We start from the raw sequence: 18,113 nt of genomic DNA, 5'->3' as shown, positions 1-18,113 counted from the left end.
GACTATCTCATCATAGATGAAAAATTATAAATTCATCTATGTCCTGCGCCCCATAACCACGTTGCCGTTTGTTATGGTTTACTTCTTCCTTTGCTTTCAATTTATCCACAATCAAAAAGCTTTAGGAAGTTTTAATAGTCGTTGAACGTTGATCTTCGTTTCCAAAGACCCTTCGCTGCTGATTGCCCAATCCTTGCTTTTTTCAAACCATCACGCCCACCGTCACCGGTCACGTTGTGGTAAACAAGGCTCTAAGGGTGTTCCAGCAATTCGCAGAATTTTAATCCCGCCGTGTTAAGTTAACGGGATCCACCTTGTTCGACAAGATGTGTCAATTTCGCAATATCATCAAGCCATGAAACAGACCCAGATGATTTTCCGTTGACGCCTCTTGCAAGAGTGTTGCGCGGTCTAAGTGTCGAACCGTTCGTTCCAACTCCGCCGCCTCGGCTCATAATCTCCATCACTTGTTTGCGGTGATCCGAAATACCTTCTCGGGAATCAGATACAAACGGCATGACGTAACAATTGAAAAATGTCACATCCGTATCTGAGCCAGCACCATAAAGTACTCGGCCTGCTGGGATGAAGTTGAGTTGTGACAGTTGATCATAAAAACGATTAAACGATTCTTTTCGCTGATCTTCTGTAGTTTCCACAGACGCAAGTCCCGTAGCATTCCGTTTTGCAATTTGTTCGTAATAAACCTCAAGCGGTTTTTCTACAACCTCTATTGACCTTTTAATAACTCCGGTCGCTTGCTCTTCTGGATTATCTATTGCAGAACGGTAATCTAATTCAATCCAAATTTCTGCTGTCCCATTCTGTTTATCGAGTGCTGTAATATAGCCGAGCCCACGTGCTGGAAACTTCGGATCTTCTTTTACAGTTAAAACTACAAAATCGCCAACACTCAACGTTTTTTTCTCCGTATCTTTAAATGAATATCTATCAATCATTACGAGTCTTGAAACGCCTTGGTGTTCAATATGCATTTCTTCCGTGATTGGATGCACTTGTGGGAATTTAGCGATATCTTTGTTTAATTGTTCTTTGTTCAATTTCGGCAGATGATGCTTTGAAGTAATAACCATTGACTCATCCTCCTTTTTAATTTTTCTGACTAAACACAATATGTTGTGCCATAACCACTCTTAAACATACTGTATATTGACTTCTTGTTCAATGATTTCAACTTTACTTTGTTTAACAAAGCCATAAATAATAGCGTTCTTTGTAACACTTATATAGGAAATGAATCTAAAGTTCTATCCTTTATTTCTTAAACGTCCAATTATCGTTTGCATACTTTCTTTGTTCAATTTCATTTACATATTGAAGTTGTTCAACAGACAACTCATAAGGAACCAACTCTATATTAAGTGCACTTTCAAAACCTTTCGAAAAAGCTTCGATGCATTCTGTTATGGGAATATCTCGATTCGCTAAACGATCGATCGCGACCGCTTTTTCAGGCAGACTTACTCGCATTCGTTGTCGTTGCTCTTCAGAGCTAAACTTGAACAAAGAAATTAACTTTTCTTCATCAAGACTAAGTAAAATTGCACCGTGTTGCAAAATGACACCTTTTTGCCTTGTTTGCGCACTACCAGCAACTTTTTTTCCTTCAACGACTAGTTCGTACCAGCTCGGAGTATCGAAACATACAGCAGTTTTCGGTTTTTTTAAATCCGCTGTTTCATTGGAATCATTTGGAATTGAAAAGTATGCATCAAGGCCAAGATTTTTAAATCCATCCAATACACCACCAGAAATTACACGATAGGCTTCTGTAACAGTTTCAGGCATATCAGGATAGTCTTCACGGACAATCACGCTATATGTCAGTTCATGTTCATGTAAAACACCTCTTCCACCCGTTGGACGTCTTACAAAACCAAGCCCCAGTCGTTCAACTACTTCCATCTCAATTTCTTTTGTTACACTTTGAAAATAGCCAATCGACAAGGTCGCAGGCTCCCATTCATAGAATCTGAGTACAGGTCCTATTTCTCCTTGACTGTGCCATTCAAGGAGCGCTTCATCAAGTGCCATGTTAAAAGATGGACTGCATTTCCCCGAATTTATAAAGTGCCATGTTGTTTTTTTCATTGGAATCCTCCTTATAACGAATTTCATTTTATCATCATCATTGAAATAGTGCTACCCAATCTCTTATAATAGAAAAGTACAGAGAAAGGGGAAATATGTTGTGGATTTTTTATATGTAAGTGTAGGAATTGTGTTAGCACTAATTATCTACATGGTTATCACAGCTCTACGTTTAAGGAAAGCAGTTACAAACTTAACGCAGGAGCAATTCATTGAAGGATATAGAAAAGCACAGCTCATTGATGTACGAGAATCGAAAGACTTCGATGCAGGCCATATTTTAGGTGCTAGAAACATTCCTTATTCACAATTTCGTCAACGCTTTAAAGAAGTACGACCTGACAAACCGGTCTATCTTTACGATCAAAACGGTGGGAAAAGTGCACGAGCGGCTTTATTTTTGAAGAAAAAAGATTATGTTCATCTTTTCCATCTTCAAGGTGGATTCCGCCAATGGACCGGAAAGGTAAAAAGCAAATAAAAAAGCTCCTCATAAATAAGGAACTGCTGTTTCCTATAATAGAGTAGGTAACATCCGTAATAGGCGTTAAATAAATTGAGTATGCAGAAGTTCATCTGCATACTCTTTATTTATTCCTGAGGAAGTCATCCCATAATATTGTATCCACCATCTACATATATAACTTCTCCAGTCACTCCACTTGAAAGATTACTCATTACTGCCAGTGTCATATTACCAACTTCTTCTTGTGTAATGTTTCTTTTTAACGGTGCTGTTTCCTCAACTTTATGAAGAATCGTATTAAACGACGGAACTCCTTTTGCAGATAAAGTACGAAGTGCACCTGCAGAAATTGCGTTTACACGAATATTATCTGCACCTAAGTTAGCTGCTAAATACTTCACGCTCGCCTCAAGGGACGCTTTCGCGACACCCATCACATTATAGCCATCAAGAACGCGCTGAGCACCTAGGTAACTCATTGTAACGATAGAGCCGCCCTCTGTCATTAACGGTCTTGCTTCTTTCGCCACAGCAATAAGTGAATAAGCACTTGTATCTTGAGCAAAAGCAAAGCCACTCCTTGTCGTATCCACAAAATCAGAACGCAGATCCTCCGCATGAGCGAATGCAAGAGAGTGTACAACACCATATAAGCTGTCCACTTCTTTACCGATTTTAACAAAAGCTTGTTGGATACTTCCATCATCATTCACATCACATTGAACAATTAGTTTTGCCGTCATATTATTTGCTTCTAAAAGTTTACTAATTCGTTCCATCGAACGTTCTTTTCGATATGTAAAAATTAAATTGGCACCCGCTTTATGAAGTGACAGTGCTACACCCCATGCGAGGCTACGTTCATTAGCCACACCCATAATTACAATGTTCTTATCTTTAATTTTAAGCAAATCGTCCATAGTAACCTCCAGTTAACTCTTCGTATTTTACTTCTAAACTCAACACCTATTATTAATACCTGATACTAATTTCATTATAACACAATTTTTATGGAAATAAAATCTGCATAATAAATGAAAAAGCGATTACTCTCTTAAACTGAGTAATCGCTTTTTCTATATACTTTATTGTTTTATATATCGTAGTACCGGTGTGCGTGCTGCTCTTGTTTCATCTAAACGTTTGATAACAGTTGTATGTGGTGCATTTTGTACAATTTCAGGATTGTCTTCCACTTCTTTAGCAATTTGAATCATTGCATCGATGAATGAATCAAGAGTTTCTTTCGATTCTGTTTCTGTTGGCTCAATCATCATACCTTCTTCAACATTTAGTGGAAAATATATTGTTGGTGGATGATAGCCGAAATCTAATAGGCGCTTCGCCATATCAAGAGTACGTACACCTAGTTTTTTCTGGCGACGACCCGATAAAACAAATTCGTGTTTACAGTGTTGCTTATACGGCAAGTCAAAATATGGCTCTAACTTACGCATCATATAGTTGGCATTTAGAACTGCGTTTTCCGTGACAGCCTTCAAGCCATCAGGTCCCATTGAACGAATATACGTATATGCACGTAAGTAAATACCAAAGTTTCCGTAAAACGGTTTTACGCGTCCCATTGTTTGTGGACGATTATAATCGAATGTATACACATCATCTTTTTTAACGAGCACTGGTGATGGTAGGAATGGAATCAAATCCTTATGAACTCCTACTGGTCCAGAACCTGGGCCACCACCTCCGTGAGGGCCGGTGAATGTTTTGTGCAAGTTTAAATGCACTGCATCAAAACCCATGTCGCCAGGTCGTGCTTTTGACATAACCGCGTTTAAATTGGCACCATCATAGTAAAGTTTACCTCCGACACCGTGAACAATTGCCGCCATCTCTAGAATATCTTCTTCAAATAGCCCAAGAGTGTTCGGGTTTGTAAGCATTAAGGCTGCAGTGTCATCTCCGATAACGCGTTTAAGATCTTCGATATCGACTAAACCGCGCTCATCAGACTTAACAGTCACCGTTTCATATCCAGCTACCGTAGCGGATGCAGGATTTGTTCCATGAGCAGAGTCTGGTACAAGTACTTTTGTCCGGTGGAAATCTCCATTTGATTCGTGAAACGCACGTATCATCATAAGAGCTGTCCATTCACCATGTGCACCTGCAGCTGGCTGAAGCGTCATTTCGTCCATACCTGTAATTTCTGCTAAATGCTCTTGTAAATCGTACATCATTTCAAGTGCACCTTGAACCGTTGACTCATCTTGGAGTGGATGAATATTTGCAAAACCAGGGTACCGTGCAACAGATTCGTTAATTTTAGGATTGTATTTCATGGTACATGATCCCAGCGGATAAAAACCAGAGTCGATTCCGTGATTCCGGTTAGACAATGCCGTGTAATGACGCATGATATCCAACTCAGAAACTTCTGGAAGTTCAGCAGGTTCTGTACGTTTATAACCTTCAGGCAATAAGCTCGAAAGATCTATTTCCGGTACATCCAGTTCTGGAAGGCTATAACCAATACGTCCTTCTTTCGTTAGTTCAAAAATTAAAGGCTGATTTTTATTAAGCATTGAGAGCCTCCGTTTCCTGCACAAACGCAGCAATTTCTTCTACTAGTGCATCGATTTCTTCTTTTGTACGTTGTTCTGTCACAGCTATTAATGCATGATTTGTTAGATTTGAATATTTAAGGCCAAGATCATATCCGCCAAGAATGCCCTTTGTGAACAAATGAGCATTTACCTCTTTTATAGCTTTTTTACAATCTACAACAATTTCGTTAAAATGAGCACCATCGAATAGGACAGTAAAGCCCGCTTTAGTAAATGCATCTTTCGCATATCTTGTTTTCACGATATTTTGATAAGCCATTTCCTGAGTTCCTACTTTACCAAGAGCCGTCATTGCAACAGAAGCCGCAAGAGCATTCAGCGCTTGGTTCGAACAAATATTAGATGTTGCTTTTTCACGACGAATATGTTGTTCACGCGCTTGAAGAGTTAGAACATAACCGCGCTGTCCATCTTCATCTATCGTTTCACCAGTCAGTCGACCCGGTAATTTACGCATTAATTTTTTCGTTACTGAAAAATAACCACAGTGAGGTCCACCAAATGATTCTGGTATACCAAATGGCTGGGCATCACCAACTGTGATATCAGCACCTAATTTACCAGGAGGAGTTAATATTCCTAGAGCTAAAGGGTTTGCAGACACAACGAATAATCCGCCAGAAGCATGTGTAATTTCCCCCACTTTTTGAATGTCCTCCACTTGACCAAAGAAGTTTGGATATTGCACGAGAACAGCAGCAGTATCCTCATCCATCATTTCTTCTAACTTTTCAAGATCAGTGATTCCGCCTTTTCGGGGAATTGTTACGACTTCAATTGATTGTCCCTCCGCATAAGAAAGCACAACTTCCCTCGCCTCTGGATTAACCGTTTCAGAAATAAGTAATTTCTTTCTACGTGTATGACCAGCAGAAAGTGTTCCTGCTTCTGCAAGAGCAGTACCTCCGTCATACATCGAGGAGTTTGTAATATCCATACCTGTTAACTCACAAATCATTGTCTGAAATTCAAAAATCGCCTGCAATTCCCCTTGTGAAATTTCTGGTTGGTACGGTGTGTATGCTGTGTAGAATTCAGATCTTGAAATAACATGATCTACAATAATCGGTTTGTAATGATCGTAAACACCCGCACCTAAAAACGAAGCGTAGTTTTGTGCATTTGCATTTTTTGAAGCTAGTTTTGACATTTCTTTTGTTAATGAAGTTTCAGATTTAGCTTTTTTAATATTGTATTCGCCCTTAAAGCGAACTTTTTCCGGAATATCTGCAAAGAGTTCATCTACAGAAGAAACACCAATCACTTTAAGCATTTCAGCGCGATCCGTTTCTGTCATTGGCATATAACGATGTTTCATGTTCACTAATCCCCTTTTTGTAAGTCTTATTTTTCTCGCTTATAAAATGGCGTTGCAACAACTACCGCTTTCAGTAGTCTTTTCCGAACTTGGACAATAACTTCCGTTCCTATTTCCGCATGTTCTGCATTGATGAGTGCAAACCCGATATTCTTTTGAAGCGTCGGTGACTGAGTTCCAGTAGTAACTTCTCCAATGACCTCTTCCCCCACCAATACTGTGTAACCTGTACGAGGAATACCATTATCAATCATTTCAAGTCCAACAAGTTTACGACTCACGCCGTTTTCTTTTTGTGCAGCAAGGACCTCTTTACCAATGAAATCCTCTTCTTTATTTAATTTCACAACAAAAGCTAATCCTGCTTCAAGTGGTGAAATATCTTTAGACAATTCTTGCCCGTAAAGCGGTAGTCCTGATTCAAAGCGCAACGTATCACGTGCACCAAGACCCGCTGGTATGACACCGTCATTTTCTCCTGCCTTTAGGATAGCAGACCAGAGAATAACGATTGCCTCAGGTGTTGCATACAGTTCAAATCCATCCTCGCCTGTATACCCCGTTCTAGATACAAGGACATGTTGTCCACAAATTAATACATTTTCTTTAAAACGGAAGAATCCAATCTCATTTAAAGGTTCTGTTGTTAAACTTTGAAGAATCTTTTCCGCTATTGGACCCTGAAGTGCAAGAAGGGCGTAGTCGGCTGATGCATCCTCCACCTTCACATCTGCGATTGCATGTTTATTCATCCATTCGAGATCTTTTTCAATATTGGAAGCATTTACAACGAGTAAATAATTATCCTCACTGCGTTTGTAGATAAGAAGATCATCCACAGTTCCCCCATTTTCATAACACATTGCCGTATATTGAGCCTGACCAACTTTCAACTTAGAAACATCATTCGTCATGAGTTTTTGCAAGTAAGGAAGCGATGCTTTTCCACTCACTAAAACTTCGCCCATATGTGAAACATCAAATAAACCTGCTTTAGTTCGAACAGCTTCATGTTCGACCTTGATACTTGAAAACTGAACTGGTAAATCCCAACCACCAAAATCAATGGTCTTACCTCCGTGCTCGGCGTACTTATCAAATAATGCAGTGCGTTTCAACGTTGATGTCAAAGTAAATTCCTCCTTGTTTTTCAAAAAAAAGAGACAAAGATTCCCTGTTACAATAGGAAATCCCTGTCCGTTTACCTGAAAGTTTGACCTTGCGGCTGTCCTCGTTGGTGGTCGAATCAATTCGACACTCTCCAGAGTTGCGTCATGTATGAGTCTTTTTGCCTGAGAGATTCACAACTTTCGTTATTTGCTCCTTCGGCGACGCCTTAGCGTTCTCTCCCCATACAATCATTCGCTATTATTCAGTTGTTTTTTTACTTAAGTACTTTTTTAATCATTCACCTATATCTTAACATTTGTTATCTGCCAGTGCAATAGCTTTAATTTAACCTCTCAAAACCGAACGAAATTATTTTATAGTTAACTAAAGTTCGTGTTTGGTGTTGTAAATTAAATATTCTTTCGATTGGAATCAAAAAAAACAAGAATCCATAATGAATTCTTGTTTATCCTCAAATATCCCCTTTTAGTCTACCGATTTGAAATGCAAGATATTCTGTAACTTGTCGAAGTGTGCGATTTTCTGTTTCAACTTTAAAATGGGCGGCTTTTAAATAATGTGGCAATCTTTCATTGTACAACTGTTCCAACTCAATCCGTGTCGAACGTTGTACAATCGGCCTATTGCGATCTGTCGAAATACGTCGCCATATATCTCGAAAAGGAGCATTCAAGTAAAATACCAGGCCTGAACTGCGCATTAATTCTCTGTTTTCTCTTCTCATCGCCACGCCACCACCAGTTGCGATGATGCAATTTTCATTACGAAATGTACGCAGAAATTCCGTTTCTTTTTCACGAAAATAAGCTTCTCCGTGTTTTTCGAATATTTCAGGGATGGTCATACCTAATCTTTTTTCGATTTCAGTATCCATATCGTAAAATGGAAGCCTCGTTGAAAAGCTCAACCTTTTCCCTATGGCGCTTTTTCCAGATCCCATATACCCTATTAAATAAACCTTTTTCATTTTCTCACCCGTTCGGCAGGATGAACTTCAACTAGTCATCCTTATTCATTATCCTTATCGTTTCGTTTTCATAATACATTTCAAGCGAGTCGAATATTCTATATAGACTATCATGCCATGAAACGATAGAGAAAAGAAAGAGGGTAACGAAAAATAATAAAATAATAGCTCCTGCTAAAACAGCACCGTTTTCATTCCGGATAGCGTCCAACCGCGAAACTCCTCTCTTTTTGGGAGCCATCCTGCATAATCACATGCACAATTAAATTTATTCCAGTGAGAGAAAATGTGACAGATTGAATCCCGGTAAGTAGCGGAACATGTCCGAGTCTATTTATTCTCTTCCGAATGACACTTGAACTTTTTTCAACTCGTATACTGTTTTCCCCAGTCCTAAATTGAATGCCCATATTCCCAGAAATCGTCTCTATTTCTTGTACTTCTACAAGTAATTGTTGTAAATCGATTGCAAATAACTCCCACTCTACAGACTTGATATCTGAATACTGCTCTTCGATAGGAGTTTTCCAAAAGAAAAATAATACAAATAGTTGAAGGAAAATCGCCAAAATTATCAACTGAAACAAACTTTCAATGAGCGTGTATCCCGATTGATTGAAACGATTCAGTAATCGACACATTTCTCCTCCTCCTTGTCGATAACTAAATAACTCACACAAACAGAATTATCATCAATCTTCCAATCGTAATTTAAATCCTCAATTGTATGAGTACCGGAGTCGATTCGATATGCTTTATATAGAATAGATCCATGATACGCAGTTTCAGCCGCTCGCATCAATTGTTTTTTAGCATGAATAAATGAAGTAGTTTTTGTAGCGAGAGGAAGCAACGTACCAAAAACAATAAGTACAATTAACAAAGTGAGCATGGCTTCTGGCCAAGAGTATCCTTTTTCATTCACCAACAATCACCCTTCCACGCTGGAATTGGAACCGCAGTTGAACGAGACCAGAAGGCATTTTCAACGTCAATGTTCCAGGACTGCTGATGTTGCCATTGCCAGTAAATCCAACACTTTTTAAAGGACTGTCACTTGACAAACTTATTCCTTCTGGGAAAACTTTCTTGGACAACCTCTTTCCCGCCGTTGCACTAGAGATGTATTCCTTACCATTATTATCAAAGTAAATCCATGCGTATGCGTTATTCGCAAGTGCGTAACTCTGCACGCTTTGGATTTCAAGAATTAAAGATTGAATCGCATCTGCTTCAGTTTTCTTTTGTATCCAATGATCTCCTAACGGAATTATAATTGCTGTTAGAATGGACACGATTGCCAAGACTAAAACAATCTCAACAAATGTAAAACCCGATTCCTTATTAGCCATCGCCTGGATCACTTGATTTATCGTCCCATTTAGTTGTCACAATACCAAGATTATCTATATTGATTTCACTGCCGTCAGGACATTTTGCATCTATAGGTAAGTAACCTCTATCGCTTAGCTCTACAAGACTTGGAACTTTACGATTATCCATTTTATAAGCCTCAACTTGTCCTTCAACCATTTTTGAATAAGCACGACATCCTTTTTCGTCAATCGACTTCGAATGTTTCGCTACATTCGGTATCGCAATCAATATCAGAACAGATATTATTAGCAATACAATCATCATTTCTATTAATGTGAATCCACGTTGGTTTTTTAAACAACTCATATTTTTCTCCTTTTACACTTTATCTATCAACCCGTATACAGGTAACAACAATGCGATGTATGCCGCTAATATACAGATAGCGATTAAACTAAATAGCAAAGGCTGAAGCATTGCCAATCCTGATTCCAGACGACGATCAATCATTTCATCTAACTGTTCACTGTAAATAATTAATTCTTTCGCTAAATGACCACTATCCGAGCCGTGTTGTGCGAACGAAGAAAACTGTTTCGTTAACCCGTCCACCAGCCCAACAGCCGAGTGGAACGGCTCTCCGTAAATTACATGTTTTTTCACATTAACTGCAATTTCACTCAGCACTACATCTAATCTTTGTAAAACCAATACATCAAGTGCGTTTTGCATGGGTAGCCCTGACTCTAATAAACTACCCAACTCACTTGCAAAAGCCCGCGTTTTTAATGTTAAAAATAGATTACCAAGTATAGGAATATCCATAATAAAACGAATTTTATTCTTTGGTTCAAGCTTTTTATATAAATAGTAACAAGAAAAACAAACCAACCCGAGTAAAACACCTATTCCAATAATTAAATCAGGTATTTTCACAACCAACATAGGTAAAACCGATAAAAATCCTTCCTCCTCATTATTTCGAGAAACAATGAGTGCTTCCATATTCGGAAGAAAGTATTTTCGAAAAGCTAAAAGTAATCCTGTTATAAAAACAAACAAAACTATTGGATATGCTAATAACTTCTTTAATCTTTCTTGAGCAGTTTCAATTTTCTTCAATTGATTCCCCATACTTGTAAATGCTTCAGCAAGTCGTCCATCAACTTCAGCAATTACAATCGGTAACAATGTCTTTGAATGGAAACCAAGCATCGATAGAATATGAGCTACTCCAAAACCTTTTCTGAATTCCTCGTCTATTTTCAAAAGAGTGGCTTCGTACTCGGTCATATGATGAGGTAATAATAGTCGAAGGGCTTCGTAAAATGTATAACCTTCCTTTAGCAGTACTGAAAGTCTTAACAAAAACTCAGGACGATAAAGAAGCGATTGCTTTTTCTTTCTCGACAATCTAACCATTTACAATAGGGGAAGTATGACTGTACTTTTGAACAAGTGTTTCAATTTGCAGTTCGTTCGGAAATACAACTCGCTCACCTTTAATAATCGAATCTGCCATATTTTCCAACAAAGAACCTGTAATAATTTCAAAAACAGCTCCCATTTCTCCCTCCTGATTACGAATCAACCTCTGTGCTGCAATACAAATAATCGTTTGTCTTAACTCCTCTGGCGAAACACCAAAGTCTAACATCCTATGAAAGCAACCGGCAGGATCCTTTGAATGGACTGTAGAAAATACTAAATGCCCTGTTAAAGCTGCACTGACTGCAATTTTGGCCGTTTCGCTATCTCGAATCTCTCCAATCATAATGACATCTGGAGAATGTCTTAATATTGCTTTAAGCCCTGTTGAATAAGTCATACCGGAGCGCTCATTCACTTGGATTTGAAGTAGGTGTGAATGATTGTTCTCTACAGGATCCTCAAGTGTAATGACTTGTCGTTCCAACTCATTTACACAATGAGCTGTCAAAGAATATAGCGTCGTTGTCTTGCCTGAACCGGTCGGACCTGTGATAAAAACAAGTCCTTGTCTCAGCGAAGCAACTTCCCTTAATTTATCGGCCCAAGACTGTTCTATACATAGGCGGTCTAGCGAAACGATTCGATCATGCTTTTGTAAACGAATAACAACACTTTCTTTTAATTGGATTGAAGGGATTGTTGATACTCTAAACGAAAAATTCTCGCCTTGTATCTGTTTGTGAAAGGAACCACTTTGGGGTTTACGTCTGTCGCTTATATCTAACGAGGATAAAAACTTATAAAACGAAATCATGCGATCCGCTAATTGTGGGGGAACTTTACCGGATTTATCGAGTCTTGAATCTTTCTTAAATGAAATATCGTAGCCGTCATTTGTCGGTACGAAATGAATGTCAGTCGCTTCATAAATAGCAGCTTTCTCAAGCAACTTCATACACTTACTCTCCACCACATTTTCTTGATGTACCATTTAACACCCTCTTTTTCTAAAGACAGATTTTATACCCGCCTATTTATTTTTAAAAACTTTCATTCATTTTTTTGACAGATGACCGTTATCCATCTAAAAAAAGTATACAATGTACATAAGGCAAAAGGAATGGTACTTGCCAAAGTCGAATTGTGTATGAGTCTTAAAAGTCAGTATTCAACATTAAACACATTTTATTGATTTTCTTAAAGCATCATCTACACCGCATTGTCACAATCACTCAACGATTGAAGTTTACTTTTACAAGTGGTATCCTTTATAATGAATATGAGCTTATTGTATTACTTTTTTAAGGAGGGACGCGCATCCATGGATAATATGTTTAAACTTATGGGTTGGTGGACAGGTATATTCGCTGTTATGTTTTTTATTGGTGACATGATGACTGCTACATTGCTTTTTGTAGTAAGTACAGTATTTTTCCTACTACTTGGCTTCCTAAACCTAACAGAGCGTATGTATATGTACATGTTCGCATCATATCTGGTTGTGTTTATGGTCGGATTCAGTTATTATTCAACATTTATACACTTACCAGGTGGCGGACACTAATACCAACACCAAAAAAACAGCCTTTATTTAAAGGCTGTTTTTTGTTTTCATTTTTTAAAAACCATTTAAATAAGGATTTGAATCTTTTTCTAAAATCGGCGTTGTTGAATCACCATGGCCCGGATAAATAATGAAATCATCATCTAACGACAGCAGCTCGTCATGAATGGATTTCAAAAGAACAGCGGTACTACCACCTATTAAATCCGTCCGACCTACACCATTTTGAAATAATGTATCCCCAACAACCGCAAAACCTGAATCATTAAATATAAATGACAAACTGCCTGGTGAATGACCAGGTGTATGACGCGTTTCGATTTTGAAAGGACCTATTTCCAATACTTCTTTCCCTTTTAATAAAACATCTGCTTTACGTCCATTTATGGTTGGAAACCCAGGATATTTTATTGAACCATTAAGTGCAGGGTTCGAAAGCCATTCATCCTCTTCTTCATGAATATAAACTGGAATATTAAACTTATCACGAACGACATCAACTGCCCCAATGTGATCGAAATGAGCGTGGGTTAGTAGAATAGCAACAGGTGTAAGTTCATTTTTTTTAATTTTATTTATTATTCGATGTCCTTCATCACCTGGATCAATAATGAGACAATGGTTTGTCTCATCTTGAATTATATAACAATTCGTTTGAATCGGTCCAAGCGGATATGTACTTACTTTTAGCATTTGTAAAACCTCCTCATCGTTATAATACGTAATTCTTAAAGCGAATTCAAACAATCGTCACTTATTATACTCGACAAACTCAAGATTAAACATTACAATAGAAGAGGAATATTGCTTTACGGCATTCATTTTTTCCGTGTTGAAAGGAGTGTCATCTCAATGAATTTATTAATGGTTATTTTTGGTCTTATCGGTATTTTAGCTTTGGTTGGTACGGTTCAGGCATTTAAAGAACGCAACGCTTTGAGTATCGCGTTTAACCTTATTGCTTTCCTTGTTTTCGGAGGCTTTACAGTAGCAACTATTGTTTTTCAAGGTTACCCACCAGCTCTATAATATGATAATAAAAAACCCTTTGCAGTTAAATATGCAAAGGGTTTTTTATTCTGTTAACTTAAGCCAAACCTTTTCTTCCCCAGTTACTGTGTTTATTAATATTTCTGCAGAATAACCAGTTAAACACCTTTCACCGCTCGCAGAGCAACGCAGCAAAGACGGTGTAACATTACCTTCTAAAAGCTTCTGTTGTCCGTCTGAAACACGAGTGAGACGATATGGTTCGTCAAGGACGTCTAATTGACCACCCAAATCATGTGTTGCTAAAATCACAGTGTTTCCAGTAACCCAATTTATTTCTGGTATAATCCATTCTGAATAATTACTTACGGCAGGCATTTGCCAATCTGCAGTTACCGTGCCGTCTAAATTTGTAATTGAGTAGTGCGCAGTTTCATTATCTTCAATACGAACTACAAGTATTGATTCTTCATATGTATCTACATAAACGATATCGGTTAATTCAGATGCTATCCACTTATCGGTAGCTAGATCATAAATATTGAGACTTCCTCCATCCAGAGGATGTTCATCAAGAGAATTAGTTAGGATACTGCCTTTGCCAGCCCATTTAGGAAATGGATTCCCAATATCTATCAAGCCAAATCCATTATCTAGACTTTTACCATCGTAAAGAAAAACATCGTATGTCCAATCTTGATGAAATGCAGTAAGAAGTATTAGTGAAGGATCTAGATCATTCCACTCAATAGATAACTCTGAAGATTCGACAGTTATTTCATCTTTAAGTATTCCGTCTAAACCAAGTATTTTTATTGTAGCAGAAGTAGGATTGTTGCTCGTATGTAATAAAATAAGCTCTTTTGAGGGATGTATTTTCACATCTGCTATTACAGAAGTATCTTCAAATAATATCGCTATATCACCTGTTTCAAAATCGAATATTTTTAAAAAGTACTTGTTTTGATCCTTTTCAACGAATAATATACTCGTATCTGTTAGCCAATCTGCAATAAAATGAAACTTTCCTTGATCGGATGTTAATGTATGAACAACTGATTCTTCCACCGTAATACTTTCTTCTTCTTCAATTGGTGCTGTTTTCTCTGGAATTTTCTCAGTATTACCGTTTTTTTTCGAACAGCCTGTTACTATTAAAGCTGTAACAAACAGTGCGAACAACATTTTCCTCACCACGCACGCCCCTTTCTACTCAATTTCAGTAAATATGTAAAAAAATGCTGCACAGGTTAACACCCCGTGCAGTCTTATTGTTTTACTTTTTTTCAAATTCTTTGAACTCAGGTTTACTAATTCCTTCATCTTTGAATCTTAGCAAATCACCAATAATCGTCATATCTGAATAACCAAGTTCTGTTGATGCTCTTTCCACAAAAGGGTCACAACCTGCTGAGTCAACCTCTTCACCGGTTACTGTATCGTAACAAACATCTTTTACAAAGACATTTTTATCGGTTACAAATCGGCCATCACGGAAGATTACAAATGGTTCATGATCTGGAGAAAATATATCTGAACCAAATTGCAAGTCACCTTTCGTTTCAAGTCCCATGAGATGAAGAATTGTAGGACGAAGATCGATTTGACCAGATACTTCATCGATTGTTTCACCTTCACCATAACCCGGGATATGAATGTATAGAGGCACTCTTTGTTGCTTTGCATTATCATAAGGAGTAATTTCTTTATCTAGATACATACCCATTGCTTTATTATGATTTTCGGAAATACCATAATGATCACCATACATGACTATAATCGAATTATCGTAAAGTCCTTTATCTTTCAGTTCTTCAAATAGAACTTTTATAGCCTCATCCGTATATCGAACTGTTTGAAAATATTGGTTTAAAGTTGTTGAATTAGAATCAAAAGCTTCTATTAACTTATCTTCTTCGTTTAAGTCGAAAGGGAAGTGATTTGTTAAAGTAATGAGACGAGAGTAGAAAGGTTGTTGCATTTCTTGCATATGAGCAACAGATTGCTCAACAAACGGGATGTCTTTCATACCCCAGTTAACTGAGTTTTCATCACTTACTTCAAAACTTTCAACATCATAAAACTTTTCTATATTTAATGCATCATACATAATGTCGCGGTTCCAAAAACTACGTCCATTTGCATGTAACACATTTGTGAAATAGCCATTGTCACCAAGACGTTCAGATAATGAATCATATGTGTTTCCACTATGAGTGAAGAAAACAGCACCACCATTTACACCGTATAAAGAATTTTCAAGTATAAATTCAGAATCGGATGTCTTCCCAAGACCTGTCTGATGGTAAAAATCAGAGAAATAAAATGTGTCTGGATCTTTTGTTAGATCATTTAAGAATGGAGTAATCACTTGCCCATTCATTTCCTCATTAATAACAAAAGATTGAACAGATTCTAATGACACCGCAATTATATTCCGGCCTTTCGCTATACCAAACTTCTCTGGATCTGGCTCAGCATAATTTGCGTTAATATGGTTACTCACTTCTACAAGCTCACTGCCATCCGCAAGAACTCTTTGTGCATGTGATTTTGTTTGTAAGACAATATCATAGAGATGATAATTGTAAGCTCCAATATTTTTAACTAACAATTCTCTATCAAAACTTCGTGTAAGAAGTTGCGGTCTTTGTGCTTCAGCCAAACTTAAGTTCAACATCATAACAACCGCTGTCATTACAAAGTACAATTTTTTCGTCGTTTTTCCTGAGTATTCGGCATGCTCTACTTTAGGAATAAAACGAATCGCCAACAAGATAATCAATACATCTGAAAAGAAAAGCATATCTGTCAAATGCATATTACCAGTAACCGATGAGGATAAATCGCCAAAGTTGTTCGTTTGAAATAACACAGGTAACGTAATGAAATCGTTAAAAAATCTATAAAATACAGCATTACTTAACATTACTATTGAAGTAAATATACTTACTGTTAGAATATATATATTTCGTTTCTTCGCGCTTTTCATGAATAACGCAAGGCCGTATATAAATAATAAGAAGCTAAGTGGATTCAAAAGCAAGATGAATTCTTGCATCTTATTATCCATTTTCATATTAAAACTAGTGATATAGCCTATATAAGTCGTAATCCATGTTGCAACAATTGCAATGATGAGCACGGAATGTCTTGACCAACTAAATTTCTTCATTCCTTCTCTTCCTTTCAAAATTAGCTTTGGAGTAATTTCTGTTCTCCTATTTATTATTTGGTTACATATACATTAGACGGCTGACATCATGAAAAGTTTCATTTTCATGTGATAACGGGTCAAAAGCCCACATTAAACAGTACTATTTACGTATACATTGATAATTGTTGTCGTAAAATAAGCACCGCTTTTAAATAATCTTCTTGTAACAATAAACCACTATCATAGAGGTCTTTCACTTCCAATTGCATTAACATTATATCATCTTTTCTATTTCCAGCGTAAACATATATACCAAACCTTTTCAATAATAAAATAACACTATATAGATCTTTCATAAGTTATCAACCTTAGTGCAAATAATTTGCCGTTTTTCTGTAAAAATCTGAGCAACAGGGATATCGTGATTCTCCGCTGGAACACCACTAGTGATTTGACACTCAAAAGCAAGCGATATAGAAATGCCTTTAAAGTTTTTAATATAGCGATCATAATAGCCACCACCAAAACCAATTCGATAACCTCTTGTTGTGTAAACTACACCTGGAACGATTTGTAAGTCAATGCTTTCTTTTGGTACAGATTCAGTTTTATTAATTATTGGTTCTAATAATCGATCATAAACAATTTCCAAATTATTAAAAGATAGTATATTACGAAAATCCATATCTCTGGTTTCAGGTAAACATTTTGGAACTGCAATCTTCTTATTCAAAGCCCAAGCGGCTTCTATTATAGCTCTAGTGTCTACTTCAGGAAATCTTGAAATGGTAATACCTATTGTTTCAGCATTCTTAAATTCCTTGGAAGTAATAATACGTTCTGTGATTTTGCATGAGAGTTGCTCATGCTCAGTCTTTTCCATCTTATTCAAGACAGCAAGCATATCGTTCCTCATTATCTTCTTATTCATGTCTATACCCCCTGTCAGAAATAAAAAACCAAAACCGGCTGGTTTTGGCATGAGCGATTATTTCGTTTCACGGTGCAAAGTTTGTTTCTTTTCACGTGAGCAGTATTTTTTCATTTCTAGACGTTCTGGATTGTTACGCTT

The 18,113-nt window shown here is 37.3% G+C and carries 21 protein-coding genes, 1 pseudogene and 1 riboswitch; of the genes and pseudogenes, 3 read left to right on the top strand and 19 right to left on the bottom strand.

Annotated elements, in window-relative coordinates:
* Positions 1-302: 302 nt before the first annotated feature.
* Together ACFSFY_RS00650 and ACFSFY_RS00645 are read right to left on the bottom strand one after the other, a co-directional pair.
* Positions 303-1,094: pseudogene (locus ACFSFY_RS00650) on the bottom strand (ribonucleotide reductase N-terminal alpha domain-containing protein); the annotation flags it as partial.
* Between the two features lie 181 nt (positions 1,095-1,275).
* Positions 1,276-2,112, bottom strand: a complete 837-nt coding sequence (locus ACFSFY_RS00645) for a lipoate--protein ligase family protein (RefSeq protein ID WP_381535234.1) — start codon at positions 2,110-2,112, stop codon at positions 1,276-1,278.
* Between the two features lie 151 nt (positions 2,113-2,263).
* Here ACFSFY_RS00645 and ACFSFY_RS00640 point away from each other — a divergent pair, with 151 nt between their 5' ends.
* Positions 2,264-2,593 carry a rhodanese-like domain-containing protein gene (locus ACFSFY_RS00640; RefSeq protein ID WP_381535342.1) on the top strand — a complete coding sequence of 110 codons (330 nt, stop codon included), beginning with the start codon at positions 2,264-2,266 and terminating at the stop codon, positions 2,591-2,593.
* Positions 2,594-2,718: 125 nt separating this feature from the next.
* On the opposite strand, the gene ACFSFY_RS00635 is transcribed toward ACFSFY_RS00640, so the two are convergent.
* From ACFSFY_RS00635 to comGA, 11 genes are all read right to left on the bottom strand, one after another.
* Entirely contained in the window at positions 2,719-3,498 is a 780-nt protein-coding gene (locus ACFSFY_RS00635; RefSeq protein WP_381535233.1) for an enoyl-ACP reductase FabI, read from the bottom strand.
* Between the two features lie 165 nt (positions 3,499-3,663).
* Entirely contained in the window at positions 3,664-5,124 is a 1,461-nt protein-coding gene (gene gcvPB, locus ACFSFY_RS00630) for an aminomethyl-transferring glycine dehydrogenase subunit GcvPB (protein ID WP_381535232.1), read from the bottom strand.
* Entirely contained in the window at positions 5,117-6,484 is a 1,368-nt protein-coding gene (gene gcvPA, locus ACFSFY_RS00625) for an aminomethyl-transferring glycine dehydrogenase subunit GcvPA (protein WP_381535231.1), read from the bottom strand. Before gcvPA ends, gcvPB begins: the two co-directional genes overlap by 8 nt.
* Before the next feature lie 26 nt (positions 6,485-6,510).
* The gene (gene gcvT, locus ACFSFY_RS00620; protein WP_381535230.1) at positions 6,511-7,614 is read right to left on the bottom strand and encodes a glycine cleavage system aminomethyltransferase GcvT; all 1,104 of its coding nucleotides are present in this window, start codon (positions 7,612-7,614) and stop codon (positions 6,511-6,513) included.
* Between the two features lie 140 nt (positions 7,615-7,754).
* Positions 7,755-7,846: riboswitch (glycine riboswitch) on the bottom strand.
* A gap of 220 nt (positions 7,847-8,066) precedes the next feature.
* On the bottom strand, positions 8,067-8,582 hold the full coding sequence (locus ACFSFY_RS00615; RefSeq protein WP_381535229.1) for a shikimate kinase: 516 nt from the start codon (positions 8,580-8,582) through the stop codon (positions 8,067-8,069).
* A gap of 191 nt (positions 8,583-8,773) precedes the next feature.
* The gene (gene comGF / locus ACFSFY_RS00610; protein WP_381535228.1) at positions 8,774-9,223 is read right to left on the bottom strand and encodes a competence type IV pilus minor pilin ComGF; all 450 of its coding nucleotides are present in this window, start codon (positions 9,221-9,223) and stop codon (positions 8,774-8,776) included.
* Positions 9,208-9,507, bottom strand: a complete 300-nt coding sequence (locus ACFSFY_RS00605) for a hypothetical protein (RefSeq protein WP_381535227.1) — start codon at positions 9,505-9,507, stop codon at positions 9,208-9,210. The genes comGF and ACFSFY_RS00605 overlap by 16 nt, the downstream gene beginning before the upstream one ends.
* Positions 9,500-9,934 (bottom strand): prepilin-type N-terminal cleavage/methylation domain-containing protein, encoded by a 435-nt coding sequence (locus ACFSFY_RS00600; protein WP_381535226.1) that lies wholly within the window; start codon positions 9,932-9,934, stop codon positions 9,500-9,502. The genes ACFSFY_RS00605 and ACFSFY_RS00600 overlap by 8 nt, the downstream gene beginning before the upstream one ends.
* On the bottom strand, positions 9,927-10,265 hold the full coding sequence (gene comGC, locus ACFSFY_RS00595) for a competence type IV pilus major pilin ComGC (protein WP_381535225.1): 339 nt from the start codon (positions 10,263-10,265) through the stop codon (positions 9,927-9,929). The genes ACFSFY_RS00600 and comGC overlap by 8 nt, the downstream gene beginning before the upstream one ends.
* Positions 10,266-10,277: 12 nt before the next feature.
* On the bottom strand, positions 10,278-11,312 hold the full coding sequence (comGB, locus tag ACFSFY_RS00590) for a competence type IV pilus assembly protein ComGB (protein ID WP_381535224.1): 1,035 nt from the start codon (positions 11,310-11,312) through the stop codon (positions 10,278-10,280).
* A 1-nt stretch (position 11,313) separates the two neighbouring features.
* Complete coding sequence (gene comGA / locus ACFSFY_RS00585) at positions 11,314-12,321, bottom strand: competence type IV pilus ATPase ComGA (protein ID WP_465270265.1); 1,008 nt, start codon at positions 12,319-12,321, stop codon at positions 11,314-11,316.
* Between the two features lie 330 nt (positions 12,322-12,651).
* Between comGA and ACFSFY_RS00580 the strand changes: the two genes are divergently transcribed.
* Positions 12,652-12,894: a DUF2626 family protein gene (locus ACFSFY_RS00580; RefSeq protein ID WP_381535222.1), complete on the top strand. Its 243-nt coding sequence runs from the start codon at positions 12,652-12,654 to the stop codon at positions 12,892-12,894.
* A 54-nt stretch (positions 12,895-12,948) separates the two neighbouring features.
* On the opposite strand, the gene ACFSFY_RS00575 is transcribed toward ACFSFY_RS00580, so the two are convergent.
* Positions 12,949-13,587 (bottom strand): MBL fold metallo-hydrolase, encoded by a 639-nt coding sequence (locus ACFSFY_RS00575; RefSeq protein WP_381535221.1) that lies wholly within the window; start codon positions 13,585-13,587, stop codon positions 12,949-12,951.
* A gap of 159 nt (positions 13,588-13,746) precedes the next feature.
* Here ACFSFY_RS00575 and ACFSFY_RS00570 point away from each other — a divergent pair, with 159 nt between their 5' ends.
* Positions 13,747-13,923: a DUF2759 domain-containing protein gene (locus ACFSFY_RS00570; protein ID WP_381535220.1), complete on the top strand. Its 177-nt coding sequence runs from the start codon at positions 13,747-13,749 to the stop codon at positions 13,921-13,923.
* Positions 13,924-13,968: 45 nt separating this feature from the next.
* Here ACFSFY_RS00570 and ACFSFY_RS00565 read toward each other — a convergent pair whose 3' ends face one another.
* From ACFSFY_RS00565 to rpmG, 5 genes are all read right to left on the bottom strand, one after another.
* On the bottom strand, positions 13,969-15,069 hold the full coding sequence (locus ACFSFY_RS00565) for a YqgU-like beta propeller domain-containing protein (protein WP_381535341.1): 1,101 nt from the start codon (positions 15,067-15,069) through the stop codon (positions 13,969-13,971).
* 91 nt (positions 15,070-15,160) lie between these two features.
* On the bottom strand, positions 15,161-17,059 hold the full coding sequence (locus tag ACFSFY_RS00560) for an LTA synthase family protein (protein WP_381535219.1): 1,899 nt from the start codon (positions 17,057-17,059) through the stop codon (positions 15,161-15,163).
* A gap of 146 nt (positions 17,060-17,205) precedes the next feature.
* Positions 17,206-17,397, bottom strand: a complete 192-nt coding sequence (locus ACFSFY_RS00555; protein WP_381535218.1) for a YqgQ family protein — start codon at positions 17,395-17,397, stop codon at positions 17,206-17,208.
* Entirely contained in the window at positions 17,394-17,972 is a 579-nt protein-coding gene (locus tag ACFSFY_RS00550) for a 5-formyltetrahydrofolate cyclo-ligase (RefSeq protein ID WP_381535217.1), read from the bottom strand. The genes ACFSFY_RS00555 and ACFSFY_RS00550 overlap by 4 nt, the downstream gene beginning before the upstream one ends.
* Before the next feature lie 57 nt (positions 17,973-18,029).
* A partial coding sequence (gene rpmG, locus ACFSFY_RS00545) for a 50S ribosomal protein L33 (RefSeq protein ID WP_381535340.1) occupies positions 18,030-18,113 on the bottom strand: 84 nt, incomplete at its 5' end.

Source organism: Sporosarcina siberiensis, assembly GCF_042681925.1.
GTDB lineage: Bacteria > Bacillota > Bacilli > Bacillales_A > Planococcaceae > Sporosarcina > Sporosarcina siberiensis.
This window is presented reverse-complemented; position numbering and strand designations above follow the sequence as displayed.